We start from the raw sequence: 25,241 nt of genomic DNA on the forward strand, positions 1-25,241 counted from the left end.
AAAAACTTGTTTTTATTATTATCGAATAAAGTGGTAGACTTAATTACCAAAATTTCAATTCGCTCTCCAAAGATAACTTATTAATTAGCAAAAATGAAAATTAATACAGGATTCCTTCTACAGAAACGAATTCCTTTTTTTGTATCTTGGAAAAGCTAACAGGTGGAGGTCAGTCCTTCATGTCATGGAGACATTAGCAAAGATTGTTATTGGCCGTTGAAAAGATACGTTTAATTAAAAAGAGTCAGAAGTCAAACATACCGTACGATTTACTGTTAAACAGATAAAAGAGGCGGTTGTTGTCCTATTTTTATAAGAATAAATGAATCATATGATGAATAAGAGGTTATGCCTGGGTTTATTGACTTTGGCGTCGGTTATGTTTTTAAACAAACTACATGCGCAATCATTGATTGACCCTTCGGTAAAAGATATTATTCAAAAAGCCTTTCAGACAAATAAAGAATTGAAATTGAAGGCTTACGAAGTCGATAAAGCACGTCTGGAAGCCGATGGAGTAAAAGCAAACCGGCTGCCGCATGTCTCGGCACTCGGGCTATATGGTTATGTACATAGCAATGGGAGTATTGATATTCCTACGGTTAATATCCCTTTATTGAACCTCGGCTTGTTTGAAGGAGCAACAGGATTTAGTATGCATGGGCAAGCGGCCTATGCGGGGGTGTCTGTAAAGCAGATTATCTTTTCGGGATTACAGATTCCGAATGGAATAAAAGCATTGCAGGAGAAAGCTGTAGCTCAACAATATTTAGAATCGGCCGGTCGAGAAACACTTTCAAAGGATATTATTGCTTCTTTTGATCAGCTGATGTTGTTGGATGAGGTGGATAAATTGATTGTCGATTCTGAAAAGCGATTAAAGAAAGAACAGGAAAAGGTGAATAAAGCGATTCAAAATGGCCTTGCAATACCTTATGATAGAGATAAATTGAAATTGGCCTTGCTGGAGCTGGAAGAGAAAAAGGTAGAGGTTTCTGGCAATCGGGATTTGTTGTGTCAAAAGATCGAACAAGAAACAGGGGTATCTTTTCAGGAGGTCGGTGGAATTCATTATGGACTTAAACCTATATTTTTGTCGGATCTTCCACGTGATGTCGAACAAAGATCCGAATTGAAAGCACTAGATGCTTCCTCAAAAGCGTATGAGTACCTGTATAAAAAAGAAAAGGGGGGAGCTCTTCCTGCTGTCTTTGCCTTTGGATCCGCAAACTATCTGAATGTATTCAACTCCAAACTCACGGTGAAAGACCAACCGCTATTTGGTACGGTCAACTTACCGCTTAATTCTATCAAGGGGAGTCCCAATCTAATGGTTGGCGTAGGGGTTAAATGGGATCTCTATACTGGCGGGGAACATCACAATAAGATAAAGCAAGTTAAACTCGATCAAAATATCAATACGACCAAAAGGGAAGATACACAGGAAAAATTAAATTTATTACTCAGCAAAAATACCGTTACCTACACGACTGGCAATCAAAAGTTGAAAGTGGGGGAACAGCAGTTGAAAGTTGCCGAAAATAATCTTTCTATGGCTGTTAAACAATATCAAGCTGGCTTAATAGATGTTACGGAGTTATTGGCTGCTGAAAACGATTGGTACAAAGTTAATTTGGGTTATTTTAACAATGTTTTGCAGCAACGTACAGCTGCAGTTGAATTACTACATACATCAGGAAAATTATTACAAACTATACATGAGTAACATGAAGAATTTATATGGGATATTATCTCTGTCTATTTTTGTTTCTTGTACAAATCAAGTGAAAGAGAAGCCTATTGAAGGCAAGGTGGAGCGAGAGCAAGTGACGGTTGTGACAAAGGTTCCGGGGAAAATTGCGAAGCTTCTGGTTGAAGAGGGTGACTTTGTGCATGCGGGTGATACCTTGGCTATTTTGAGTATTCCCGAGGTAGATGCGAAAGAAGAGCAGGCAAAGGGAGCGCTGCAGTCTGCTGATGCACAATATAACATGACAGTCAAAGGTGCTACGAAAGGTCAACTCGTGCAATTGCAGGCGAAGGTAGATGGACTTAAGGAACAATATGAATTTGCGAAAAAATCAATAGGTAGGCTGGATGCCCTTTTGCAGGATAGCCTGATTCCGCAGCAAAAGTACGACGAGACCTACGCTAAATTTCAGGGGGCTAAAAATCAGTATCTTGCAGCACAGGCTGAATTAGCTGAAGCAAAGGGTGGGGCTAGACAAGAACAGCAGATTATGGCTTTGGGGCAAAAGGAACGTGCACTGGGAGCGGTATCTGAAGTCAATGTTGCTGCACAGGAGAAATATGTCATTGCTCCACAGGACATGAGTGTGGAAACGATTAATCTGAAAGTCGGTGAATTGGCGATGGCAGGTTATCCGATTATCAATGGTTTCCTTGATCGATCGACCTATTTTAGATTTACATTGCCCGAAAATAAAATGGGAAAACTTCAAAAAGGAGAGGCTGTTGAGGTTGAAATTCCTTATTTGAATCACAAAAAGGTTAAAGCAAAGGTGATTAGTATCAAAGCCTTAAATTCGTACGCAAGCATTGCCTCAGCTTATCCTGATTTCGATCCGCAACAGGCTGTGTTTGAATTGAAAATTGTTCCTGAAGATGTTGCCGGTAGCAAAGATTTGTTAACAAAAACGCTTGTGGTTCTCCATGCGAATTAAAGAGCTTGACTGTGAAAAAATTTTTAGAATTGATCCAACGGGAGTTTAAGCTCTTCTTCAATAATAAAGTGCTATTGATGCTTTTTCTGGGTGCACCTGTATTGTATGGTGTCTTGGTGGGGCATGTTTATCAACAAGGTAAGGTAACTCAGATGCCGATCATTGTAGTTGATGAGGATAATAGCCCCTTAAGCAGTTCATTTATTGATATGCTTTCGGATAATGAGAGTATTGAAGTTGCCCGTGTATTACCGTCCTTATTTGATTCAAAAGATATTGCGATGCAATATGAGGCAACAACGATTGTACATATTCCCAAGGGTTTTGCATCCGGAGTACAACAGGGGCGTTTGCCCGAAATGACTGTTTTTGTAGATGGTGCCAATACATTGACCTCAAATACTGCCATGATGGCTGTCAATGTGTGTGCCTCGACGTTGAAAGCAGGCATACAGATTCAGGCACAAATGAAACGTGGTGTTCCCGCAAAGATCGCTGCACAGCAGTACGAACCATTTAAGACAACTTTTGTTAAGCAGAATATTCGAAGTGGAAATTACCTGTATTTTATGCTACCGGGAGTGCTAATTACTGTGCTGCAGCAGGTCTTGCTCTTAGGCTTGGCTTTGTCTTTTTCCTCAGAATTTGAAGGCAATACATTTCCGGAACTTGTACGTAAAATAGGTAATCCTATCGGACTTATTCTTGTTAAGATATTACCATATGTTTTGATGTCTGTCGGTATTCTGGTTTTGTATTGGGGTTTTGGCCAATATTACCGTATGCCTTTACAAGCCGAATTTGGTCGCTTTGTGCTGTGTACTTTCGTCTTTTTGCTAGCCGTATGTTTTATAGGTGTACTCGTCAGTATTCTACTGCCTTCACAGTTGAAATCGACAGAAGTACTTATGGTAATTGCGACGCCAGCATTTATCTTGAGTGGCTTTACCTGGCCTTCGAGTCTAATGCCAGGCTGGGTGCAGGCAATTGCAAATGTAATTCCATCGACGCATTATCTACGAATTTTTAGGTTAATGTTTATTCAGCATGCTGAAAATTACCATACCGATAAGGCGCTGATCGCATTGACCATCATCATGATCATCAGTTTTATATTGGCGGTAATAATACTATGGCTGAAAATACGGAAGATCAAAAAAGAAGATAAGAAGATTAGCGTATAGTGAATAAAAATACGAACAATAAAAAAGCGGTTTCATCGAGATGAAACCGCTTTTTTGTTAACTGAAATTTACAGTCGAATTATTTTTTTGCTGCAGGAGCTTTAGTTGCAGGAGCTGTTGCCGCTGGAGCCGTAGTTCCAGTAGGCGCTACCATGCCTGGAGTTGTTGCTGTAGGAGCAGGAACTTTTCCAGGTTTGATATCCAATACTTCTACTTCAAATACTAAAGGAGCATATGGAGGGATAACACCTGAAGGGCGATCGCCATAAGCCAAAGATGAAGGAATGACTAAAGTTGCTTTTGTACCTTTGTTAAACAATTGAAATGCTTCAGTCCATCCAGGGATTACACCATCAACACCTAATTGGAATTTTAATGCTTCATAAGGACGTTGAGGGTTGAAAATTTTCTCTTTTTTAGCTACATCTGGAAGGTTTGTATCAAATACTTTTCCTGTAGTTAATGATCCTACATAGTTCACGTGAATAGAATCACCTACTTTCGCATTTGTACCTGTTCCAGGTTTAGTAATTACATATTGAAGACCTGAAGCTGTTTTAGTTGTTTTCAAGCTTTTATCCTTGATGTATTTTTCAAGTTTAGCTGGTTCAGCTGCCTTGTGTTTGTTCAATTCTTCTTCAAAATATTTTTGAACTTGTTCACCCAATTGTTGGTCTGTTAACTTTCCTTTTTTGAAGTGTTTTTTGACTTTGATCGAATAAACAATGAATTTATCTGCAAACTCTGGTTTTGGTTGATGTGTTTTAGCAGCCATAGAATCCAAATTGATTTTGAATACTAAGCTATCACCTTCACCTACATATTTGAATAAACCAGTAGGGTCACCTGGATTTTTTGCGATGATACTATCTGGATATAATTGAACGATTTGAGGGACTCCCATGTCATACGTACTTTGCATTGTAGAATCTCTGTCCGTTTTCACAACCATGTCAAGTGCTAATAAATCGCCTGATACTGCTTTTTCTTTAGCATTATCATCTACGATTTTATACTCAAGACCACCTTCAGCCTTTTTGAATTTTTGGCATGACGTCATCAAAAGACCGGCAGCCGCGAAAAATAGAATTGCTTTCTTCATTTTCTAATGTATGTTACGATATCTTATTTTGTTAATATTTCTTTATAATTTGGTAAAACCGATTTGAATTTTGCAATCACTGCTTCGAGGCTTTCTTTCGAATTACCTCCTGAAGCGTTGAGATGCCCCCCTCCATTGAAATACAATTTACAGATCTCATTGCAAGGAACTTCTCCAATCGAACGCAAAGATAGTTTAATTTGTTCATTTCTGTCAATAATTAAAGCAGCCAATCGAATTCCTTTTATAGAAAGGGCATAATTGACTAATCCTTCGGTATCACCGGTGATCACTTCAAACTGAGTGAGATCCGCTTTGGTTACATGGATAATGGCGGTGTTATATTCATGGATAACCTCTAGACGATTCAATAGACAGAACCCTAAGAATTTCAGGCGGCTTTCTGACGAGCTATTGTAAATCTCTTCGTGGATAGCCCAGTTTTGTGCGCCGCAATCAATGAGTGATGCAATGATGCGGTGAATTTCAGCAGTGGTAGAACGGAAGCGGAAAGAGCCCGTATCGGTCATAATACCGGTATATAGGCATGTCGCCATGTCAGCACTGATATGATCTGGATCTTGCATCTCATGGACTAAGAACCGATAGATCAATTGTGCCGTCGCTGCAGCAGATGGATCCCAAAATGCGTAGTCTTCAAACCCTTCCGGATCTAAATGGTGATCAATCATGCATTTAATTCCTTTCGCTTGACGAATAGGTTCACCCATTTCGTGAATCCGGGCAAGGCCATTAAAATCTAAGCAGAAAATTAATTCAGCTGCGTCAATCTGTTGATTGTGCAGGTCAATATCCTGCGTATAAATTTGTACATTTTCTAAGCCAGGTAACCAATCCAAAAAGGCAGGAAAGTCTGACGGTACAATGAGATTTACGTGGTGTCCTTTCGTGGTCAACCAAAAATATAATCCTAAAGATGAACCCAATGCGTCCCCATCTGGTTTGTAGTGCGTTGTAATTACAATACGTTTTGGTTCAGCTAATAATTCTTTTAATTCTTCCGATTTCAGCATAGTCATATTAAGTCTGCAAACCTACTATAAAAAAATTAGATTAGACAAATTTTTTATAAAGATCTTTTAGCATCTTATAGCGTTTGGTGTTGATTTTAAAAAATTGATTTTCAGGTTTTTAAAACTTATAAACATAGATCTTGAAATCCCGCTTCATGCAGATTAAATAATTGGCATTGTCGCCATAGTTAATCGGTCCATAATAGAACTTTGAAAAACCTTCTACAGGGAATCCCTCCTGGACCAAGCCATCAGATCCGAAAACATAAATCATGCGGTTGTCGGTTCCAACACCTATGATATCAGATTTACCTATTCGTTTAAAAAACAACGGTCTGTTACTGGCCTCTTCGATGAATTTATATTCAAAGTAGGAAGACGAGTCTCTTGAACTGTAGGCATTCAGTTTGTTGTTGGCTAGAATAACAAAATCTCTGTCAGCACCACCGCTAATATCTTCAAAATTAAAGAACGCATCTTTACCCCAATCACCTAGTTTTATTTTTTTGGTTTCGCCTTCGAAAGGAATTTTGAATACGCTGCCTTTATTGTTTGCCAAGTAAATGAAGGAGTTCTTTTCATCCGACGCCGCAACTAAACCAATTGGATTTTTAACACTTTCCCCATCGGTATCCATTGTTTTTTTACGGATGATCTTACCATTTTGATCAAAGAAATACACGGAAGCAGTGCTTGTGCCGGCAATAATATAATTTGTCTGTCCCAGGCTGGTTGTTTTTAGATCGAATAAAATTCGACCATCCACGCTATTATTTTCAAAGCCCTCCACTTTTTTGCCATCCAGGGTATACGCAAGAATGCGGTCTGTTGCCGGAATGTAAATACGTTGTTCTTTATTGAAGGTGGCGATTGCAGCTCCGTAAGTTGCCGAGTATGGAAGTTCAACGGAGAAGCCAGTTCTGTTTTTACCATCGGGCATAAAGCGATATAAGCGGTTTTTTGTGACGGCGACAATACTGAGATCCTGTAACTGAATTGGCTCGCCCAAAATTTCACCTTGGAAGAGGTTTTGCCAGAGTTCTTTTCCATCCGGCGAAAATGCATGTACCGTGTGATCTTGTTCTTGAATCAGGATAAACTTGTTCTTCCCATCTTGATCGAAAATCCAAGGTTTATTGATCATTCGGTTCTCCAGCTGGACTGTCCATTCTGGTTTGCCGCCTAATCTCGTATCACTCTTAAAGAGGGCATATAAACTGGACGAAAATGTGCCCTGATTGCCACTCAACTGGTAAGACCAGGAGTAGAAATTTTGAAAGCCATATTCATCCTCATCTTTAAAGTTCTTTGCAAAGTCAGCTTTTAAGTTATCTAGAATATTGCTTTTACCAGCTTTAGGTTCTAAATAGAAAGTCACATTGCTGCGGCTATTCTGCAATGCTGCATGATTTTTGAAAATAGCCGTTCCGGAAAGAAATTGCTTTTCCCGGAAAGATTCCCGATAATCTCTCAAGATACCCGTCCGTGTAGCGACCACCATAATGTTATCTACAATGGTAAAATAGGGGCGGGTAAAGCTTTTGAAAGGTTCTCCAAATAGCGCATGTAAGAGATTCGAATATTTAAATTGATAGATTGAATCACCTACAGACGAACTGAATTTCTTGAGATTATCAGCAAATAGCGTTGAATCCGAAATACTGATCAAACCTATTGCATCCTGATTATCTAATTCCGCAAGCGCAAATTCATCGTTGAAAATTGGCGCGATGATACTGTCAAATGATACTTTGCTGTCTTCTTCAAAGTTCTTTATACTTTTAGCCAATCGAGCATCTTCTTTTTGCTGTACCAACAAGGCTTTCAGTCCACTGCGAAAACTATGGGGATCTGAAATACTAAAGTCTATATAAGATGCAGCATTTTTAGGCAGATAATTCCCTAGAGCTTGCACTTGAGCCGTCTGCGTGGCAAATAATTGTAGGTAACTATTTTTGCTCGCCGAGAGATCTGTTTCACCCTTAAAAATAAAAGCATCCTTTTTGAAATTCATATTCCAGGACGTTTGGCCCTTCAGCGAATCGATTAAGTTGAGATAAGTGCCAAATTTGGATTTCATCAATATTCGAGCAATTTGCGCCAATTGTTCATTGAAAAAATAGAGACTAAGTGGCGTGTTTTTATTGTTATGGTTTACAAAGAACTCGATTTGTTTGGTACTTATTTTCTTAACCTGTTTATCAAAAATCTGGGAGAGTACCTGTTTGGAATAGCTAGCGAAAATGATTTCGTGAGAATAGGCACAATAAAGTGTACTATCCTTAGTGCCTTGATTAAGCCCATAAAATCGTTGGCCTAAGGTGTCAAAAGGTTGTATTTTGTAGTTTTTACCGACGTTTCCAAGTAATGTTGCCAGCGAGTTATTATCAATGCTTTGACCAACCTGAACGCTATATAATGGCGTAATCTGATCTTTTTCCTGGTGAAAAGAGAGTAATATTTGCTGCCCCGCTACAAGAGGTGCAAACTGTTCATTACGTAATAATTCGTCTTTAAGACGCTCCAGGTTGCCGAAATTGCGTTGACCTATAATGGCTTTAAAGAGCTCATAGTCATTGAAGATCGTATCTACAGTCTGATCATTGGCAAAGGAGGCAATAGCTAATGTACTTTCAGGAAGATATTGTAAAGCTTTAGAATCTTGTTTATTGTTTTTATTGAAGTCTCCAAAAAGATAGATCGTGGCCGCGATGACCGCGATGAATAATATAACAGTGATGATGATTGTTTTTTTCATCCTTTTTATTTTTTTCAATGCCTGATAAGAACTCGAATAAATCGTCAGTACCACGCTGGTCGATGCGATTAAAAATCCAGTTTTAGCAGAACAACTATTTATGAAGTACTCATTTTCTTGTCAGCAGAATAAGTACACTAAACTTGTTTTTTTAATGGTGATGAAGCCATCATGCGGCAGATGTTTATCAAGGATATACAAATCTTGCACCTCGTTCAAGATTTCGGTGAGCTGCACGATGCTCATGATGATTCATACGTAAAACAAACCTAATAAAAATATATGGGAAGAGATAGAAAATCGTTCCTATAATGCGCCTTTGTAATATAAATTTAACAAAAAATTCCTTATTTTGCTCTGTTTTTAATACATTTATCGCTAGAAACTCATTTTCAGCATTCACTTTAACATAATGAATAAGAAAATCATTTTAGCCGCTTCGTTGTTGGGAGCATTAGCTGTAATATTAGGCGCCTTTGGTGCTCATGGTCTAGAAGGAAAGGTAAGTACATATCATATTGAAACTTGGAAAACTGCAAATCAGTATCATTTCTATCATACCTTCGCCCTGTTATTTTTATCCACTTTTTCGAGAGCAAAGACGTACTCCATTAAAGTGTCATTTATAGCTTTCCTCATTGGTATACTTTTTTTCTCGGGATCGTTATATGTCTTAAGCGTGCGCGAAATAACCGGCTTTGGAAATCCGTCTATTTTAGGACCTATCACCCCTTTGGGAGGATTATCGTTAATCGTTGGCTGGGTTGCATTATTTATTGCTGCACTAAAAAATAAATCGTAATCCTATTTAATTGCCTATGTTCATACGAAATCATATTCGTATCTAATTATAACGGAGCCTTCTTGAATAGATTTCAGGAAGGCTTTTTTAGGTTGCAATTGACTGACCTATGATCTCTTGGTTTTTTCACGCCGATATCGCTTTGAGCCCGCATGATTGTTGTCGGTTTTAGGTATCGCCGGGGTCGTTTGACCTCTTTTCCTGAAGGTTTTTTTGTACTTTTATACCATAATTTGAATTTATGTCCAATCCACAATCTACGATTTTTAGTGAAAGAGATACGCTGTTTGTTGATGTGGTCCTACCACTAGCATTGGCAAGAACATATACTTATCGTATTCCGATTGACTGGAATGATCGTGTGCAGGTCGGTGTACGTGTCATTGTGCAATTTGGAAAGAATAAGATCTATTCTGCGGTTGTGAAGTCAATTAGTCAGGAAGCACCAAAGCATTATGAGGCAAAGTATATTTTGGACATCATTGATGACAAACCCATTGTCAATTTGGCTCAGTTTAAACTTTGGGATTGGCTAGCCGATTATTACATGTGTAGTTTAGGCGAAGTCATGCAAGCTGCGCTGCCTTCGGCATTGAAGCTGGCCAGTGAGACCAAAGTCGTTTCATCGATTGCGGCAGATTTTGACCGTTCTACACTTTCAGATAAAGAGTATCTGATTATAGAGGCTTTGGAGGTTGCGGGAGAACTTAAAGTCAATGATATTGTGAAATTGTTGGGACAAAAAACAGTCTTCCCCATATTGAAGCAATTATTTGACAAAGGAATTGTTCTGATTTCTGAAGAGATTACAGAAAGATATAAACCCAAGACCAAAGCATTTTTACGTTTTGCTCCCGACTTTAGAAATGAAGATGCAAAAAGAGAATTGTTGGATAGCTTAAACCGTGCGCCAAAACAACAAGATGCGGTATTGGCATTTATGCAGCTGGTCAAAAAAACCGAGGAAATCACGCGGCCCATGTTGGCTGAGGCCTCGGGCTGTGGTAACGGTGCTATTACGGCTTTGATTGACAAAGGTGTTTTTGAAATAAAGGAAAAGGTTGTATCCCGGTTCCAGGGGGAAGATATCGAACTGGATGCCAATTTTCAATTTAATGAAAATCAGCAAAGGGCCTATGCCGAAATACAAGAGTCGTTTGAAGAGAAGGAAGTTACCCTGTTACATGGTGTTACTGCTTCGGGAAAAACACAGATTTATATACGGCTTATCGAACAAGCAATCGCAGCGGGAAAATCAGCCCTTTATCTACTGCCTGAGATAGCGCTGACAGCACAGATTACGGCGCGCTTAAAGCTGCATTTCGGCGATAAATTGGGGGTGTACCACTCCAAGTTTAATGATAATGAACGTGCCGAGGTATGGCATAAAGTAATGAAAAATGAATTTCAGGTCGTGATTGGGGCCCGTTCTTCAGTTTTTCTGCCCTTTCAGGATTTAGGGATTATCATCGTTGATGAAGAGCACGAAAGCTCCTATAAACAGTTTGATCCAGCTCCACGTTACCATGCCCGAGATACGGCTATTTACCTCGGGTTTCTACATCAGACCAAAGTGCTATTGGGATCAGCGACGCCTTCTTTGGAAAGTTATTACAATGCCAAGGCTAAGAAGTATGGTTTTGTGCAACTGCTTGAGCGTTATGGCAACGCACAATTGCCAAGTATTGAGTTGGTGAATATTCCCGAAGAGGGAAGAAAAGAAAATATGTTTTCCTATTTTTCTGGCACCTTGTTAAAAGCAATTGAAGAAGCCGTAAAAAATAAAGAGCAGGTTATATTATTTCAAAATAGACGTGGGCACACGACAATGATCCAATGTAATACCTGTGGATTCGTTGCAAAATGTGTCAATTGTGATGTCAGCTTAACCTATCACAAGAGCTCTAATATGATGCATTGCCATTATTGTGGTCATGTGGAGCCTCCACTTCGTGTTTGTCCGGCCTGTGGAATGCCGCATATCGAAAGTAAAGGATTCGGTACAGAAAGGGTAGAGGAAGAACTTGAAATCCTGATGCCCGAAATTCGCATCGGTCGGTTGGATCTGGATTCCACAAAAGGTAAATACGGTTTCGATAAAATTATCACGGCTTTTGATGAGCATGAATTTGATGTTCTTATTGGGACGCAAATGGTTGCTAAGGGGCTCGATTTCGGAAGAGTAAGCCTCATCGGTGTTGTCAATGCAGATACGATCATTAACTTTCCGGATTTCCGTTCGTATGAACGATCTTTTTCGTTATTTTCCCAGGTAGCAGGACGTGCAGGTCGGCGTGAAGCAGGCGGAAAAGTGATCATTCAGAGCTACACCACGAATCATCGGGTGTTAGAACAGGTGGTCAATAACGATTATGAAGGGATGTTTATGACGGAAATTACAGAACGAAAAAACTATCTTTATCCTCCTTTCTACCGGCTTATTCGGATTGATATTAAACATACGGATTTTCAGAAATGCTATGATTCGGCCAATCGTTTTGCCTCGGCGCTGCGTCAACAATTGGGTGCAAGGGTATTGGGTCCGGAACCGCCTTTAGTTTCACGCGTGCGGAATAATTTTATCCAGACCATTACCTTAAAGATTGAACGCACAAATATTAGTATTGCGAAGGTCAAGGAATTGATCCGCTCGGTTCTCCTGGATTTTGAAATAGATAAAACCAATGCTGGTGTACGCGTTCAGGTCGATGTAGATCCATATTAGCGACAATTATTACCCATATAGCTTTTAAAGACTTGCGTTTTAGGTAAAGTTAAACCACATGCGCTTATCGTTTTGTTCGGTCCCAAATTCAAGAGGTCAGCGTAGATTGGGCATAAGGACAGGTGATTTGGAAAATAAAGCAAATTGACTTGAAAATGTGTACTGTATTGGTATTGAATTATTTGTGATTAATTCTGCTTAATGTGCCTTTTAAAAGGTAAATTTGAAACATCATGGCGTACAAGTTTATTGATAATTATCGAGAGAAAGGTGCTCGTAAGAAATTGGTTGAACATCTTAAAAGCCGGGGGATTGCGGACCAGAAAGTATTAGATGCCATTGGCAAGGTACCACGTCACTATTTTTTTGATGAAACATTCTGGAATCAGGCCTATCGGGACATTGCTTTTCCAATAGGTGACGGGCAAACAATTTCACAGCCGTATACCGTCGCCTATCAATCCGAACTGCTCCACGTCAAAAAAGGAGATAAAGTACTGGAAATTGGTACGGGATCGGGATACCAAACCTGTATCTTATTGGAACTTGGCGCAGACGTATATACCATCGAACGTCAGGAAAACCTATATCAACGAACCATTCAAGTGTTGCCGTACATGGGCTATAAACCGAATTTCTTTTTGGGCGATGGCTCCAAGGGAATTGAAGAGCACGCTCCTTATGACAAGATTATTGTAACTGCGGGTGCGCCATTCGTGCCAGAGGTTATGTTAAAGCAGCTGAAAATGGGCGGAATTTTTGTAATCCCTGTAGGAGACGAAAAATCGCAAAAGATGATGACGATCATTCGCGTCGGTGAAAATGATTTTGACCGTATCGAATTGGATACTTTTCGTTTTGTGCCTTTGGTGGGTGATCAAGCCTGGTAGGATATCCATTCAACCAGCTTAAACGACTTCCCTCAAGGTCTTTAAGCGACACCAAAACATCCATGATTAAATTGAAATGAACGTGAAAGAATAAATATTCACCTTATGACTCCAACTGCAATACTATATGACCAGAAGCATCGCGAAATCGCTTCAACTGTCCTCAAATTAAATAAACAAGTCAACACGCTCAGCTTGTCGCGGCTATTTGTGATACTCGGTGGCGGAGCATTATTATTTTATACCTTTCAACTGGAAAGCCTTCCGCTGGTTTTTTTCTGTTTTTTTGCATTATTGTTCCTATTCGCCTATCTCGTGCGGAAGCAGAGCCAGCTAGAGCTTCAGAAGAACTATTTTGAAGCCTATCTGAAAGTTTTGGCAAATGAACAGGCCCTGGCGGACGGAAAATTAAATATGTATGATCATGGCCAGCATTTCGAAAACGGAGCTCATCCTTATAGCTCCGATATGGATGTCTTTGGAACATACTCCTTATTTGCACAGATAAATCGGGCAACGACCAAACAGGGAATTGATCTTTTGGCTTCTTGGCTTGATGCACCTCTCCAAAGCCATCAAATTCAACGCAATCAAGAAGCTTCCCAGGAACTTGAAAATGAATCGGAATGGATATGGGATTTTCAGGCAAAGCTTTTGGCCAATCTGAACCATAAATTGGATATCAAAGCATTTTTGACAAATTACTTTCAAGACCGAAATTTTCAGTTCGGAAATGCCTTCATGCGAGTCTATCTCAAAGTAGGGCCTGTTTTATTTTTGGTCGCTTTAGTCGGCAGTTTTTTCGTGCCAAAATTGGCTGGGGTGGCAACATTGATAGGGCTATTTCATATTCTTTGGGCATTAGCCAAAGCTGGAAGTGTTAGTATATTCTCCTCTCGAATAGACAAGATAGGTGGCGTGCTGGGCTCATACGCAGAGGCGATTCAATCTATTGAAGACCACGCATGGAAGTCTATTGCTATGCGGGAGATTGCGGGAGAGCTTAAACAAAACCAGGGTACAGAATCCATTTCCCTTGCCTTTAAGAAACTCGCTGGTCTTATTAATAATTTGGACGCCCGGAATAATGTCTTTGTCGGGATATTTCTAAACTTGTTTCTGCTTTGGGATTTTAGACAAGTATTGGCTATTGTTGACTGGAAGAATAAATACGAACACGAGATTCTAAATTCATTTGATACCTTAGCTAAGGTTGAGGCTGTAACTAGCCTTGCTATTTGGATGAGAAACCATTCGTCGTACATTTATCCAGTAATTTTGGATAACCCACTGGAAAATAAGATTGATGCGCAAGGGGTATATCATCCATTGATTCCAAGCAATCAGGTTGTAGCCAATGATTACAGTAGTATAGACCATCGAGTTGCTTTGGTGACAGGTTCAAATATGGCTGGAAAGAGTACGTTTCTGCGGACAGTAGGTATTAATGCAATTTTGGCATATGCCGGAGCTGCGGTTGCTGCAGCTTCTTTTCAGCTCCCGATTTATAAACTGATATCCTATATGCGAATCAAGGATAATTTGAATGAAAGTACGTCGACCTTTAAAGCTGAATTGAATCGGATGAAATTTATATTGGATACAGTTTCAGCACATAGCGATAGTTTTTTTCTAATCGATGAGATGCTTCGTGGGACAAATTCTGTCGACAAATATCTGGGCTCCCGTGCAATTATAAAGAAACTGGTTCGATTGGATGGTAAAGGTATGGTGGCTACACATGACTTACAGCTGTCCAGTTTACAAGAGGAATTTCCGGGAGATATCAAAAATTATCATTTTGACATTCGTGTCGACGAGGGTCAGATGCTGTTTGATTATAAGCTGAAGATAGGAGAATGTAAAATATTCAATGCTTCGCTTTTATTGAAAGGTATAGGAGTGGATATCGACGAAAATATGGAATAAAAATGACGGAACTGGAGCTAGATTGGTTTACATTTGTCTCCTCTTAAATCCACTTAATAAAAAAATAAATGACTTTACAAGAACGTATTGATTTATCAGAAACACACGTCTGCACGACCGTGTTTCCGTTTTTGACGAATCATCACGATACCTTATTCGGCGGCAAGGCGATGTCCATTATGGACGAAGTATCGTTTATGGCTGCAACACGATTTTGCCGCAAAACGTTGGTGACTGTATCGACAGATCGTATAGACTTCAATAGGGCAATTCCTTCCGGAAGTATTATTGAAGCTATCGCAAGGGTTCAGAATGTAGGCCGGACCAGCTTGAAGGTGAAGGTCGAGATATTTTTGGAACATATGTACAAGGAGGGAAGAGAACTGGCCATTGAGGGTGTTTTTACATTTGTTGCCCTAGATGAAAACAAACAGCCAATTCCAGTCCTTGAAGGCTTGGATATTGAATAAAATTTTAGCATTCCGAATGCGGAAACTCAGGAGAGAATTTTTTAAAATTATAACATCGAAAAAGGGACGCATCTGCGCCCCTTTTTTCTTTGAGAGAGTGATCCAGAATTTTATAGGTCATCTCTACAACGTTGTGATTCTATGGTGTTTTATGCTTTTTTTATTCGTTTCGTTTGATTGGGCCGAGGTCATTAAGCTCTTCGGTTGTAAATAGGCGATAATGAACTTTGAAAGTTTTACCCAGTGGCGTTTCCAATGAGAATCCTCCGGGACCAAACCCATCCAGTACATCGAGGGTGAAATGCGCATGTTTCCAATATTCAAAGAGATCACGATCCACCCAAAATTCATATCCTTCAGCTAATCCGATCATGGCATCATTCGTCCTCGGAAAATACCCTCCTTCCTCAAAACACTGTGGCTGCGTACCCTCGCAACAGCCTCCGGCTTGATAAAACATTAATTTACCATGCTTTGCTTCAAGTTCATGGATGAGCTCCCTTGCTTTTTCAGTGATGTCTAATCTATTAATCATGGTGAAATCAGTTTATGTGTTTTAGCGTTGGTTCATATGAAATTCAGCGGAAGGGGCAGCATTTGCTCCCCCTAGACTCGGGTATCAAGCTGTTCGAAAAGTATACCCGGTATGCTTCAGTTAAAAGAAGCCAAGTTTTTCTTTGCTGTAGGAAATCAACATATTCTTGGCTTGTCTGTAATGGGCAAGCATCATTTTATGGTTTTCCCGTCCAATTCCTGATTGTTTGTATCCGCCAAATGGAGCGCCAGCTGGGTAGGAGTGGTACTGATTTACCCATACACGTCCAGCTTGTATGGCACGTGGAACCTGATAAAGCTGATGTGCATCTCGGGTCCATACACCTGCTCCGAGACCATACATGGTATCGTTGGCGATGGCAATTGCTTCTTGTTCGTCTTTGAACGTGGTCACTGCAAGCACGGGGCCGAAGATTTCTTCCTGGAAAATGCGCATGCTATTATCACCTTTGAATAGGGTGGGTTTGATGTAGTAGCCTTCTTCAAAACCAGCACCAACATTGTTTTCATCTCCGCCAGTCAATACTTCGGCTCCTTCTTCTTTGCCAAGTTTAATATAGGACATGATCTTATCTTTTTGAATCTTCGATGCCTGAGCACCCATCATTGTTGTTGGGTCTAATGGATCCCCGACTTTGATCTGATTAACCCGATCGATCACTTTAGCAATGAATTTTTCATAAATATCCTCCTGGATCAGTAGACGAGAGGGGCAGGTGCAAATTTCGCCCTGGTTGAGCGCGAATAATACCGCCCCTTCAACTGCTTTGTCCAAAAATGCATCATCTGCATCCATTACCGAACTGAAGAAAATATTGGGCGATTTTCCCCCCAATTCTAGGGTTACCGGGATGATATTTTCAGTCGCATATTGCATGACCAAACGTCCTGTTGCTGTGGAGCCTGTGAATGCTGCTTTGGAGACCTTAGGATTGGTGACCAAGGAACGACCAAGTTCTGCGCCGAAACCGTTGACGATATTGACCACTCCGGCAGGAATCAAATCACCGATGATTTCCATAAGAACAAGAATAGATGCTGGTGTACTTTCGGCGGGCTTTAATACGACAGTGTTCCCTGCAGCAAGGGCCGGAGCTAGTTTCCATACGGCCATCAGAATCGGGAAATTCCATGGAATAATCTGTGCAACAACACCGATTGGTTCGTGTACAATCAGCGACACGGTATTGCTGTCCAGTTCGCTTATGGACCCCTCTTCAGCACGGATTACACCGGCAAAATACCGGAAATGGTCGATGGCTAATGGGATATCCGCATTGAGTGTTTCACGTACAGCTTTTCCGTTGTCTATTGTTTCAACGGCTGCGATATATGCTAAATTAGCTTCAATGCGGTCAGCAATTTTATTGAGGATAATACTTCGTTCTGTAGCGGAGGTTTTTCCCCAGGTTTCAAAAGCTTTGGCTGCAGTGTTGACAGCGAGATCCAGATCTTCTTTTGTTGAATGGGCAACTTGAGTAAACACTTTTCCGTCTACCGGCGAGATATTATCGAAGTATTTTCCTTGAATTGGTGCGACAAATTTACCACCAATGTAGTTGTCATATCGTTCTTTGAACGATGGTCTTTTGATTGCGCTCATATGGTTTATTATTAATTATTTTTAATCCCTTCTTATCAAAGTTAGCCAGCAATTATTCAATAGCGTAGCAGAATTGATCCAAAACATAGCACAATTGTGGCAGATGAATTTCGGCTACAATTTATTTTTTTTATTATATTTGATTGACTGCCAATTATATTTAATTGTTGCACTATGGGAGATAGGACGCTGATTCATACATTGCCATTTTCGCGGGCTGGGGAGCTTAGCACATTAGTGGAGAACCGACGCGCATTTACGTTAGATAGCTTGGAGCTTAATATCTACGAAACATATCGGGTATCGCAGCATGTGCCTTTATGTTTTGAGGATTTGGTTATGATTAACATGATCCAAGGTAAAAAGATCATGCATTTGGAGAATGTAAAGGCTTTTGACTATCTGCCCGGTCAGATGATGGTGTTGCCTGCATCGGTGGCTATGCATATTGACTTTCCGGAAGCGAGCCTCGACCAGCCCACGCAATGTACCGCTTTAACAATTCATAAAGAGAAGATAGCAGCAGTCTTGGACTATCTAAATGAGTTTTATCCGAAAGAACAATTTAGTCAGTGGCGGATTGATCCGGATTTTTTTCATCTGTACAATTCGACTGAGCTCGCCGACCTGGTGAACAAGTTGTTTCAAATTATTATTAGCGAAAATCCGTTGAAAGATGTACTTGCAGATTTGACTTTTAAAGAGCTTACGATTCGGCTACTTCAGTCACAGTCGCTGATTGCATTAAAAATTGGGAAGTCGCCCAACAAGGTGCTGTTACATGTGCAGGAATTTATTCAGAAACATATTACCGAGAAAATTTCAATTGGTTTATTGGAGCGGACTGCCCACATGAGCAAAGCGAGTCTTACGCGGATGTTTAACCGTGAACTTGGACTTAGTCCGATGGAGTATGTGATCCAACAGCGTATCGAGAAGGCAAAAAAAATGCTTTTACTCACCCGGAATGTAAAGGAGTCTTGCTATGGGGCTGGATTTAATGATGTCAACTACTTTGTCAGGCTTTTTAAAAGCAGGGTAGGAATGACGCCAGGCGCATTTGTCCTGGCGCGTTAATCTAGAATTTCATCACGCGATCAAGCTCTCGTTTAACATCTCTTTCTTTGATGTTTTCTCGTTTGTCAAAATCTTTTTTACCCTGTGCCAAGGCAATTTCAACTTTGGCAAACCCCCGGGAACTGATAAAGATGCGTAGGGGTACAATGGTAAAACCACGTTCTTCCCCCTTCTCTTTTAGCTTTTTTAATTCTCTTTTTGTCAATAGTAGTTGACGGTCGCGTTTTGCTTCATGGTTATAAAAAGATCCCATGGAGTATTCAGCGATGTGCATGTTTCGGATATATAATCCGTCCTCAAAAAAACTACAGAAACTATCGTTAATATTTGCCTTTCCTTCGCGTATGGATTTTATTTCTGTACCCAATAATCGAATTCCTGCAATGTACTTGTCCAGTAAGTGGTATTCAAAAGAAGCTTTTTTATTTTTTATATTGATATCTGAAGATAAAGCCATATATTGTTGTATATTAGTAAGTCTATACCATTGCTATTGCAATGAACCTAAATGTAACTAATTATAGGATAATTTAAAGTTCGCAAATATAATTATTAAAATTGTCTTATTTTAAAGTAGAATTGTGTGGGCAGATGTTAGCGGAGTATTAAAATAAAATTAACGGTTTTGGGCGATGTGTTAAAAATATGACTAAATTTAAGCGAAAGTCAGATTATGTTTTCGTATGTTTGCAACGTTTTTTGGAATTATTGTGAATATATACAACGTAGAATTTCAACTTGCATTGTGCATATTAGCAGATTTTTAGTCGGAGACCGAGTTTTTTATATAAAAGTCCAATTCGATAATTTTGTTTGTTACAATAACATCTAAAAGTTAGAAATAGTTTTAGAAATACCTTTTTATCGCATGAGTAAAGGAAAGTTAGGCGAAAAAATATCGCAATTTAAGATTGTTGAGGAGTTGAAAGCTAAGGGCTTATATGCCTATTTTAGACCTATTCAATCAAAACAAGATACCGAAGTAAAAATCGATGGTAGACGTGTATTGATGTTTGGTTCTAACTCTTATTTAGGGTTAACGACTGATACACGTATTATAAAGGCAGCGCAAGATGCTTTGGAAAAGTATGGTACTGGATGTGCTGGATCTCGTTTCTTAAACGGTACGTTGGATATTCACGTGGAACTGGAAGAAAAATTATCTGCTTATGTAGGTAAAGAAGCCGCGATTCTTTTTAGTACAGGATTCCAATCAAATCTAGGCCCTTTGTCATGTCTAATGGGACGTAATGATTATATTTTGTTGGATGAACGTGACCACGCGTCAATTATTGATGGTAGCCGTTTGTCTTTTTCCAAAGTAATCAAATACGGTCATAACAATATGGAGGACTTACGTGCTAAGTTATCACGCCTACCTGAGGATAGTGCCAAGTTAATTTGTACGGATGGTATCTTTAGTATGGAGGGTGATATTGTTAATTTGCCTGAACTTACGTCGATTGCCAATGAGTTTGATGCTGCAGTAATGGTCGACGATGCACACAGTTTAGGTGTTATTGGGCACAAAGGAGCTGGTACAGCTTCTCATTTTGGGCTTAATGATGATGTAGACTTGATTATGGGTACATTTAGTAAATCGTTAGCATCTTTAGGTGGATTTGTCGCAGGTGATGCAGATGTGATTGATTTCTTAAAACATAATGCGCGCTCTGTGATGTTCAGTGCTTCAATGACTCCCGCTTCGGTGGCTTCAACATTGAAAGCTTTGGAAATTATTCAAAATGAGCCCGAGCATATTGAAAAATTATGGAAAAATACAGATTATGCCAAAGCACAATTACTGGATCATGGGTTTGATTTAGGTGCTACGGAAAGTCCTATTCTACCAATCTTTATTCGTAGTAATGAAAAAACGTTCTGGGTAACTAAAATGCTCCAAGATGATGGTGTATTCGTTAATCCAGTTGTTTCTCCGGCAGTTCCTGCGGAAGAGTCTTTGATCCGTTTTTCATTGATGGCGACACATACTTATGACCAAATCGACGAGGCTATTGAGAAGATGGTTAAAGTATTCAAACAAGCTGAAGTTGAAACATTAATATAAAATCTAATCGTATGATTCAGATTATACCCGTTGAAACAAAGAAACAAAGACGGCTGTTTATAGATTTCCCTCATAGTCTCTATGAGGGAAATCCTAATTATGTACCTGCCTTATTTCTTGAACAAAACGATTTGCTTTCCCCTGACAAGCATCCCTTTTATAAACATTCCCAAGCACAACCTTTTCTAGCTTATCGTAACGATAAGATTGTCGGTCGTATATGTGCCATCTGGAACAATAACCATAATGCTTTCAATCATGTGAATGAAGGGCAGTGGGGTTTTTTCGATTGTATAGATGATCAAGAAGTCGCAAACGCGTTATTTGAGACTGCAGAGAAATGGGTTAAAGCTAAAGGAGGGGATACGATCGTTGGGCCGATCAATTTATCAACCAATGATACCGTTGGTTTATTGGTTGACGGTTTTGATAAGCCTCCAGTAGCCATGATGCCCTACAATTCACCGTATTACATCGACTTGATTACCAATTCGGGTTATGGACATAAAGTGGATTTGAGAGCTTACTTGGTTATGGAAAAATCTGCGGATAAGCGTTCAGTCATGCTTTTGGATAGGCTGGAAGAGCGTTTGAAAAGATCTGGCATTACATTGCGTCAATTCAATGTGAAGGATTTTAAAAACGAGGCAGCAAAAGTTCGTGACATTTATAATAGAGCATGGGATAAAAATTCGGGTTTTGTTCCGATGACAGAGGACGAATTTAATTATACGGCCAAAGATTTAAAAATGATTCTCGATCCTCGTTTTGCTATCGTTGCAGAGAAGGATGGTGAGCTTGTTGGCTTTGGTCTAGGGATTCCAGATATCAATCAGATCCTTATCAAAGTGAAGCGCGGACGTCTACTTCCTACGGGTATTTTTAAATTGTTATTTGGAAAGAAAAAAATCAACTTGCTTCGTGTACTCATGTTAGGGGTATTGGAAGACTACCGTAAACTTGGTATTGAAGCATGTTTGTATGGCCGAATTATAAAAGAATCAAAAGATTCTAATATTAAGGGGGCCGAATGTTCATGGATGTTGGAGCATAATTACATGATGAACCACGCTATTGAGCAAATGAATGGAGAATTGTACAAACGTTATCGTTTGTATCAAAAATCATTATGATAGAAAAAGTATTAATCACCGGAGCGAGTGGTTTTGTAGGCTATCATTTGACAAGAGCAGCGAAAGACGCGGGGATGGAAGTTCATGCCGCGGTGAGGAAGTCAAGTGATGTTTCAGAAATTCGCTCTGTTGTAGATAAATTTGTTTATCCGGATTTCTCTGATGAAGAGTCTATCCGAGAATTACTGGAAGCGGAAAACTATACCTATGTTGTTCATGCTGCGGCAATGACTCGTGCCAAACATGAAGAAGATCTCGAAAAGGTCAATGTTGGTTATACAAAAAACTTGGCATCGGCTTGTTTTTCTTTAAAAACTCCCATCAAAAGATTTGTTTTCGTTAGTAGTCTTGCGGCGATCGGTCCTGTTGACTATGATGCTCAACTTATTGATGAAAGCAGCCCTTATCGTCCTGTTACGGCATATGGTCGTAGTAAGCGGAAAGCGGAGCTCGCGTTGAATGATTTTAAAGATCAGCCACTAACGATTTTGCGCCCTACTGCAGTATACGGCCCTCGTGAAAAGGATATTTTTATTGTTTTTAAAACAATGAATGGAGGCCTGGATGCTTATGTTGGTCGCTCTCCTCAAAAGCTTAGCTTTATTTATGTTGCCGACCTGGTGCAGGCGATTATTCATGCCTGTCGTTTTGACCAAGGTGGAAAGCAGGTGTATAACCTTAGTGATGGACAGGTATATGGGCGTTATGAGTTGGCTAGGTTTTTCAAAGAGTTTAGTCAAAAGAAAATGATTCGTATGCATATTCCTTTGGGTGTAGTGAAGACTATCGCGGTTATTTTTGAACGTTTGTATAAAAATTCTAAAGCAATACCTGTACTATATCCGGAACGGCTGAATGAACTTACAGCTGAAAACTGGGGCTGTGATATCTCGGCGGCTCAACGTCAGCTACAATACCAACCTAAATATGATTTGAAGAAAGGCTTAATGGAGGCATTGGCTTGGTATAAGGAAAATAAATGGCTATAATCGCAGATAATGAGTGAGTTAAAAATAAATAAAAAACTTTTTCAGGATAGAAAGAGAACAAATATCTTAAGTGAACCCGAACAAAAACTTATTTCGTACCTCGTTCCTCGAATCCCCAATTGGATTACTTCGGATGGACTTACGGCAATTGGATTTTTAGGTTCCTTAATGATATTGGGGAGTTTTATACTGGCTGAATATGTTGATATTCGCTATTTACTTTTAGGAATCCCTGGTTTCTTTGTACAATGGTTTGGTGATTCATTAGATGGGCGTATCGCATTCTACCGCAATAAATCCCGTCGCTGGTACGGTTTCGCGCTGGATATTGTAATGGATTGGATCAGTACGGTTTTTATCGGATTGGGATATGTGCTGTATACCGTGGGTGACTTTAAGTATCTGGGATTTACATTGGTCGCATTATATGGCTGGGCAATGATCATTTCTCAGCTCAGGTATAGAATTACAGATAAATATACGATAGACGCCGGAATTTTGGGGCCTACTGAAATTCGGGTGATTATTTCATTGGTTATGCTCTTCGAAGTTTTAATGCCTGGATCTATTAATTGGTGTGTACTGGTAATCTGTATTGCACTTTTTATAATTAATACAAATGATACACGTCTACTTCTTAAATTAGGCGATGAAAAAGATAAAGAGGATAAATTGAAAAAACAGCAGGAGGAGGCTATTTAACGATGTCTTCAAAAGTTATTACTTTTTTAAAAGCTCAACTTTCCGCCTTTTTAGGCGGATTGTTTGATTTTGGAGTATACTCTGCTTGTTATAAGCTACTTCATATCAGTGCTCCTTTTTCTAATGCTATTAGTGGTAGCCTTGGTGCTGTTGTTAATTTTTTGATCAATCGATACTGGTCCTTTGGTAGTACGCAAAAGTCCGTTGGGAGTCAGCTATGGAAATTTGTGATTGTAGTCTGTGGTAGTATTACATTGAAGTCTACAGGAATTCATTTTCTGGTGGATGTTTATCATTTAAACTTTTTGTTCTCGAAACTAGTCGTTGAGCTGCTCGTTTCTTTGGGCTTCAACTATACACTTCAACGTTTTTGGGTTTTTAAAGCGGAGGAGAAATAGTAATTTCCTTCTTTTTGCGAATCAGCTTTAGCTGGTTTCAGTTTCTTTTCTGTTTTCCGATTCTTTTGATCTCTCTTACTCTTTTCTTACCAAGTTTCGGTTTTGTAGGATGTTAATTTAGCTCTTGTTCTAGACTAAAAGGGCTTTTTAGCCTCTTATCTCTGTTATATTCCTTCAAATCGCTGTTTTTTTTCTGTTTCTCTGGGGCAAATCCGAGGTGAAGCGTGTCACTATCTTATTTGTTGATTATATTTATTCGCTTTTATTTAGTTCCTCTTTAAGCTAGATTTTAACTGGTATTTAGTTAGCTTTAAGTTAGGGTTAGTTTAGCTATAACCTAAGCTATACCTAAACTAACCCTAACTAAACCCTATACTAAAATAAAAGTTGATCAAAGTTTACAATAAGTAATCCCTGGACCAAAATGACAGGATCTGGAGCCTTGCTTAAATTCTAAAAAGAATCCCGGGGAAGTCTTAAGGTCGCCATGCCATCCGCTGTTCCGTTGCGGTTGCGGTTCCCCATTACATCCTATTTCTATTATATCGATGGTATTAAACGTTGCGGATCTCTGTTGTTCTCTGTTCGGCTATGTTTGCGTTTTCCAATCTCCCTTTGCTATGCTGCGTCGGTGGGACAGTAGATCTGGCAGGTGCAATTCAGGATGTTTTCGTTGCCCGATGCCGCTATCTGGCCCAATCTGGCAGCCGGATCAGCCATCCCAGCCTTCCGGTCACCTGTTTTACAAAAAGAATCTCGCACCGTTACAGGCAGTTAAGGGTGAAATGAAAATAATAAGAACAAAAGGCTTGGAAGTTTGTTAGTAAACTCCCTATCTTTGCACCACTCCGCAAGGGAGGGACGGTTACTTCGAGAGAAGGAGCCATGAAAAAAGAAGGGTTTAAGAGAAGCCTGGCAGGATTTAAAATCCCGCTCAGTTTATTTTAAACGCGGAAATCGAAAAAAGGGAAAAGAAAAAAAACTTCAAAAAGTTTTTGGAAGTTCAGAAAAGATTTCTACCTTTGCAGTCCCAACGGAAACGAAGGGAAAAACAAAAAAGGTAAAGACGGCGCAATGCCATCGGAATATAGCGGATACGGAAGTTGAAGCGGCAAAAGTTCTTTAAGAAAACACAATC

The 25,241-nt window shown here is 39.6% G+C and carries 20 protein-coding genes; 14 read left to right on the forward strand and 6 right to left on the reverse strand.

The genetic code is table 11. The annotated features are described in order from the left end of the window. The first annotated feature begins 331 nt into the window (after nucleotides 1–331). From IQ31_RS19515 to IQ31_RS19525, 3 genes are read left to right on the forward strand one after another with little or no spacing between them, the layout of a single operon-like run. On the forward strand, nucleotides 332–1,726 hold the full coding sequence (locus IQ31_RS19515) for a TolC family protein (protein ID WP_227550146.1): 1,395 nt from the start codon (nucleotides 332–334) through the stop codon (nucleotides 1,724–1,726). Nucleotide 1,727: 1 nt separating this feature from the next. Then, the gene (locus IQ31_RS19520) at nucleotides 1,728–2,684 is read left to right on the forward strand and encodes an HlyD family secretion protein (RefSeq protein ID WP_145329423.1); all 957 of its coding nucleotides are present in this window, start codon (nucleotides 1,728–1,730) and stop codon (nucleotides 2,682–2,684) included. Between the two features lie 11 nt (nucleotides 2,685–2,695). Further along, the gene (locus tag IQ31_RS19525) at nucleotides 2,696–3,868 is read left to right on the forward strand and encodes an ABC transporter permease (protein ID WP_145329426.1); all 1,173 of its coding nucleotides are present in this window, start codon (nucleotides 2,696–2,698) and stop codon (nucleotides 3,866–3,868) included. A gap of 79 nt (nucleotides 3,869–3,947) precedes the next feature. Here the strand turns inward: IQ31_RS19525 and IQ31_RS19530 are convergent, their stop codons facing one another. The 3 genes from IQ31_RS19530 to IQ31_RS19540 all read right to left on the reverse strand — a co-directional run bounded on the left by IQ31_RS19530 (nucleotide 3,948) and on the right by IQ31_RS19540 (nucleotide 8,762). Continuing rightward, nucleotides 3,948–4,970 (reverse strand): FKBP-type peptidyl-prolyl cis-trans isomerase, encoded by a 1,023-nt coding sequence (locus tag IQ31_RS19530; protein ID WP_070561229.1) that lies wholly within the window; start codon nucleotides 4,968–4,970, stop codon nucleotides 3,948–3,950. Nucleotides 4,971–4,993: 23 nt separating this feature from the next. Continuing rightward, complete coding sequence (locus IQ31_RS19535; protein ID WP_145329429.1) at nucleotides 4,994–6,004, reverse strand: DHH family phosphoesterase; 1,011 nt, start codon at nucleotides 6,002–6,004, stop codon at nucleotides 4,994–4,996. Between the two features lie 118 nt (nucleotides 6,005–6,122). After that, complete coding sequence (locus IQ31_RS19540) at nucleotides 6,123–8,762, reverse strand: hypothetical protein (RefSeq protein ID WP_145329432.1); 2,640 nt, start codon at nucleotides 8,760–8,762, stop codon at nucleotides 6,123–6,125. 412 nt (nucleotides 8,763–9,174) lie between these two features. Between IQ31_RS19540 and IQ31_RS19545 the strand changes: the two genes are divergently transcribed. The 5 genes from IQ31_RS19545 to IQ31_RS19565 all read left to right on the forward strand — a co-directional run bounded on the left by IQ31_RS19545 (nucleotide 9,175) and on the right by IQ31_RS19565 (nucleotide 15,578). Continuing rightward, nucleotides 9,175–9,564: a DUF423 domain-containing protein gene (locus tag IQ31_RS19545; RefSeq protein ID WP_046672738.1), complete on the forward strand. Its 390-nt coding sequence runs from the start codon at nucleotides 9,175–9,177 to the stop codon at nucleotides 9,562–9,564. A 241-nt stretch (nucleotides 9,565–9,805) separates the two neighbouring features. Then, nucleotides 9,806–12,289, forward strand: coding sequence for a replication restart helicase PriA (gene priA, locus IQ31_RS19550; RefSeq protein WP_145329435.1), 2,484 nt, complete (start codon nucleotides 9,806–9,808; stop codon nucleotides 12,287–12,289). Nucleotides 12,290–12,522: 233 nt separating this feature from the next. After that, entirely contained in the window at nucleotides 12,523–13,179 is a 657-nt protein-coding gene (locus tag IQ31_RS19555) for a protein-L-isoaspartate(D-aspartate) O-methyltransferase (protein ID WP_075994205.1), read from the forward strand. A gap of 105 nt (nucleotides 13,180–13,284) precedes the next feature. Continuing rightward, entirely contained in the window at nucleotides 13,285–15,108 is a 1,824-nt protein-coding gene (locus IQ31_RS19560; protein WP_145329437.1) for a MutS-related protein, read from the forward strand. 68 nt (nucleotides 15,109–15,176) lie between these two features. Further along, nucleotides 15,177–15,578 (forward strand): acyl-CoA thioesterase, encoded by a 402-nt coding sequence (locus IQ31_RS19565; protein WP_088162966.1) that lies wholly within the window; start codon nucleotides 15,177–15,179, stop codon nucleotides 15,576–15,578. A gap of 160 nt (nucleotides 15,579–15,738) precedes the next feature. Here IQ31_RS19565 and IQ31_RS19570 read toward each other — a convergent pair whose 3' ends face one another. Then, nucleotides 15,739–16,113: a DUF779 domain-containing protein gene (locus IQ31_RS19570; RefSeq protein ID WP_088162965.1), complete on the reverse strand. Its 375-nt coding sequence runs from the start codon at nucleotides 16,111–16,113 to the stop codon at nucleotides 15,739–15,741. A 120-nt stretch (nucleotides 16,114–16,233) separates the two neighbouring features. After that, a complete protein-coding gene (locus tag IQ31_RS19575) occupies nucleotides 16,234–17,736 on the reverse strand; it encodes an aldehyde dehydrogenase family protein (protein WP_088162964.1) in 1,503 nt (500 codons plus the stop codon). A gap of 174 nt (nucleotides 17,737–17,910) precedes the next feature. Here IQ31_RS19575 and IQ31_RS19580 point away from each other — a divergent pair, with 174 nt between their 5' ends. Beyond that, nucleotides 17,911–18,813, forward strand: coding sequence for an AraC family transcriptional regulator (locus tag IQ31_RS19580; RefSeq protein WP_145329440.1), 903 nt, complete (start codon nucleotides 17,911–17,913; stop codon nucleotides 18,811–18,813). Between the two features lies 1 nt (nucleotide 18,814). Here the strand turns inward: IQ31_RS19580 and smpB are convergent, their stop codons facing one another. Beyond that, the gene (smpB, locus tag IQ31_RS19585; protein WP_075994200.1) at nucleotides 18,815–19,270 is read right to left on the reverse strand and encodes an SsrA-binding protein SmpB; all 456 of its coding nucleotides are present in this window, start codon (nucleotides 19,268–19,270) and stop codon (nucleotides 18,815–18,817) included. A gap of 411 nt (nucleotides 19,271–19,681) precedes the next feature. On the opposite strand from smpB, the gene spt reads away from it, so the two are divergent. Genes spt through IQ31_RS19610 form a run of 5 tightly spaced genes read left to right on the forward strand, consistent with a single transcriptional unit; the run spans nucleotide 19,682 to nucleotide 24,103 of the window. Then, nucleotides 19,682–20,881, forward strand: coding sequence for a serine palmitoyltransferase (gene spt / locus IQ31_RS19590; RefSeq protein WP_046672730.1), 1,200 nt, complete (start codon nucleotides 19,682–19,684; stop codon nucleotides 20,879–20,881). Nucleotides 20,882–20,892: 11 nt separating this feature from the next. Continuing rightward, entirely contained in the window at nucleotides 20,893–22,014 is a 1,122-nt protein-coding gene (locus IQ31_RS19595) for a hypothetical protein (RefSeq protein ID WP_088162962.1), read from the forward strand. Continuing rightward, nucleotides 22,011–23,003: an NAD-dependent epimerase/dehydratase family protein gene (locus IQ31_RS19600; protein WP_145329443.1), complete on the forward strand. Its 993-nt coding sequence runs from the start codon at nucleotides 22,011–22,013 to the stop codon at nucleotides 23,001–23,003. The genes IQ31_RS19595 and IQ31_RS19600 overlap by 4 nt, the downstream gene beginning before the upstream one ends. A gap of 9 nt (nucleotides 23,004–23,012) precedes the next feature. Then, nucleotides 23,013–23,705, forward strand: coding sequence for a CDP-alcohol phosphatidyltransferase family protein (locus IQ31_RS19605; RefSeq protein ID WP_075994198.1), 693 nt, complete (start codon nucleotides 23,013–23,015; stop codon nucleotides 23,703–23,705). A gap of 2 nt (nucleotides 23,706–23,707) precedes the next feature. Continuing rightward, nucleotides 23,708–24,103, forward strand: a complete 396-nt coding sequence (locus tag IQ31_RS19610; RefSeq protein ID WP_075994197.1) for a GtrA family protein — start codon at nucleotides 23,708–23,710, stop codon at nucleotides 24,101–24,103. The last annotated feature ends 1,138 nt before the right edge of the window (nucleotides 24,104–25,241 follow it).

It is taken from the genome of Sphingobacterium siyangense (assembly GCF_007830445.1).
Classification (GTDB): Bacteria; Bacteroidota; Bacteroidia; order Sphingobacteriales; family Sphingobacteriaceae; genus Sphingobacterium; species Sphingobacterium siyangense.

What these genes read in the sequence shown, in the direction of transcription:
- IQ31_RS19515 (WP_227550146.1), top strand. Translation starts at nt 332, where the DNA reads ATGATGAATAAGAGGTTATGCCTGGGTTTATTGACTTTGGCGTCGGTT.
- IQ31_RS19520 (WP_145329423.1), top strand. Translation starts at nt 1,728, where the DNA reads ATGAAGAATTTATATGGGATATTATCTCTGTCTATTTTTGTTTCTTGT.
- IQ31_RS19530 (WP_070561229.1), bottom strand. Translation starts at nt 4,970, where the DNA reads ATGAAGAAAGCAATTCTATTTTTCGCGGCTGCCGGTCTTTTGATGACG.
- IQ31_RS19535 (WP_145329429.1), bottom strand. Translation starts at nt 6,004, where the DNA reads ATGCTGAAATCGGAAGAATTAAAAGAATTATTAGCTGAACCAAAACGT.
- IQ31_RS19540 (WP_145329432.1), bottom strand. Translation starts at nt 8,762, where the DNA reads ATGAAAAAAACAATCATCATCACTGTTATATTATTCATCGCGGTCATC.
- IQ31_RS19545 (WP_046672738.1), top strand. Translation starts at nt 9,175, where the DNA reads ATGAATAAGAAAATCATTTTAGCCGCTTCGTTGTTGGGAGCATTAGCT.
- priA (WP_145329435.1), top strand. Translation starts at nt 9,806, where the DNA reads ATGTCCAATCCACAATCTACGATTTTTAGTGAAAGAGATACGCTGTTT.
- IQ31_RS19555 (WP_075994205.1), top strand. Translation starts at nt 12,523, where the DNA reads ATGGCGTACAAGTTTATTGATAATTATCGAGAGAAAGGTGCTCGTAAG.
- IQ31_RS19560 (WP_145329437.1), top strand. Translation starts at nt 13,285, where the DNA reads ATGACTCCAACTGCAATACTATATGACCAGAAGCATCGCGAAATCGCT.
- IQ31_RS19565 (WP_088162966.1), top strand. Translation starts at nt 15,177, where the DNA reads ATGACTTTACAAGAACGTATTGATTTATCAGAAACACACGTCTGCACG.
- IQ31_RS19570 (WP_088162965.1), bottom strand. Translation starts at nt 16,113, where the DNA reads ATGATTAATAGATTAGACATCACTGAAAAAGCAAGGGAGCTCATCCAT.
- IQ31_RS19575 (WP_088162964.1), bottom strand. Translation starts at nt 17,736, where the DNA reads ATGAGCGCAATCAAAAGACCATCGTTCAAAGAACGATATGACAACTAC.
- IQ31_RS19580 (WP_145329440.1), top strand. Translation starts at nt 17,911, where the DNA reads ATGGGAGATAGGACGCTGATTCATACATTGCCATTTTCGCGGGCTGGG.
- smpB (WP_075994200.1), bottom strand. Translation starts at nt 19,270, where the DNA reads ATGGCTTTATCTTCAGATATCAATATAAAAAATAAAAAAGCTTCTTTT.
- spt (WP_046672730.1), top strand. Translation starts at nt 19,682, where the DNA reads ATGAGTAAAGGAAAGTTAGGCGAAAAAATATCGCAATTTAAGATTGTT.
- IQ31_RS19595 (WP_088162962.1), top strand. Translation starts at nt 20,893, where the DNA reads ATGATTCAGATTATACCCGTTGAAACAAAGAAACAAAGACGGCTGTTT.
- IQ31_RS19600 (WP_145329443.1), top strand. Translation starts at nt 22,011, where the DNA reads ATGATAGAAAAAGTATTAATCACCGGAGCGAGTGGTTTTGTAGGCTAT.
- IQ31_RS19605 (WP_075994198.1), top strand. Translation starts at nt 23,013, where the DNA reads ATGAGTGAGTTAAAAATAAATAAAAAACTTTTTCAGGATAGAAAGAGA.
- IQ31_RS19610 (WP_075994197.1), top strand. Translation starts at nt 23,708, where the DNA reads ATGTCTTCAAAAGTTATTACTTTTTTAAAAGCTCAACTTTCCGCCTTT.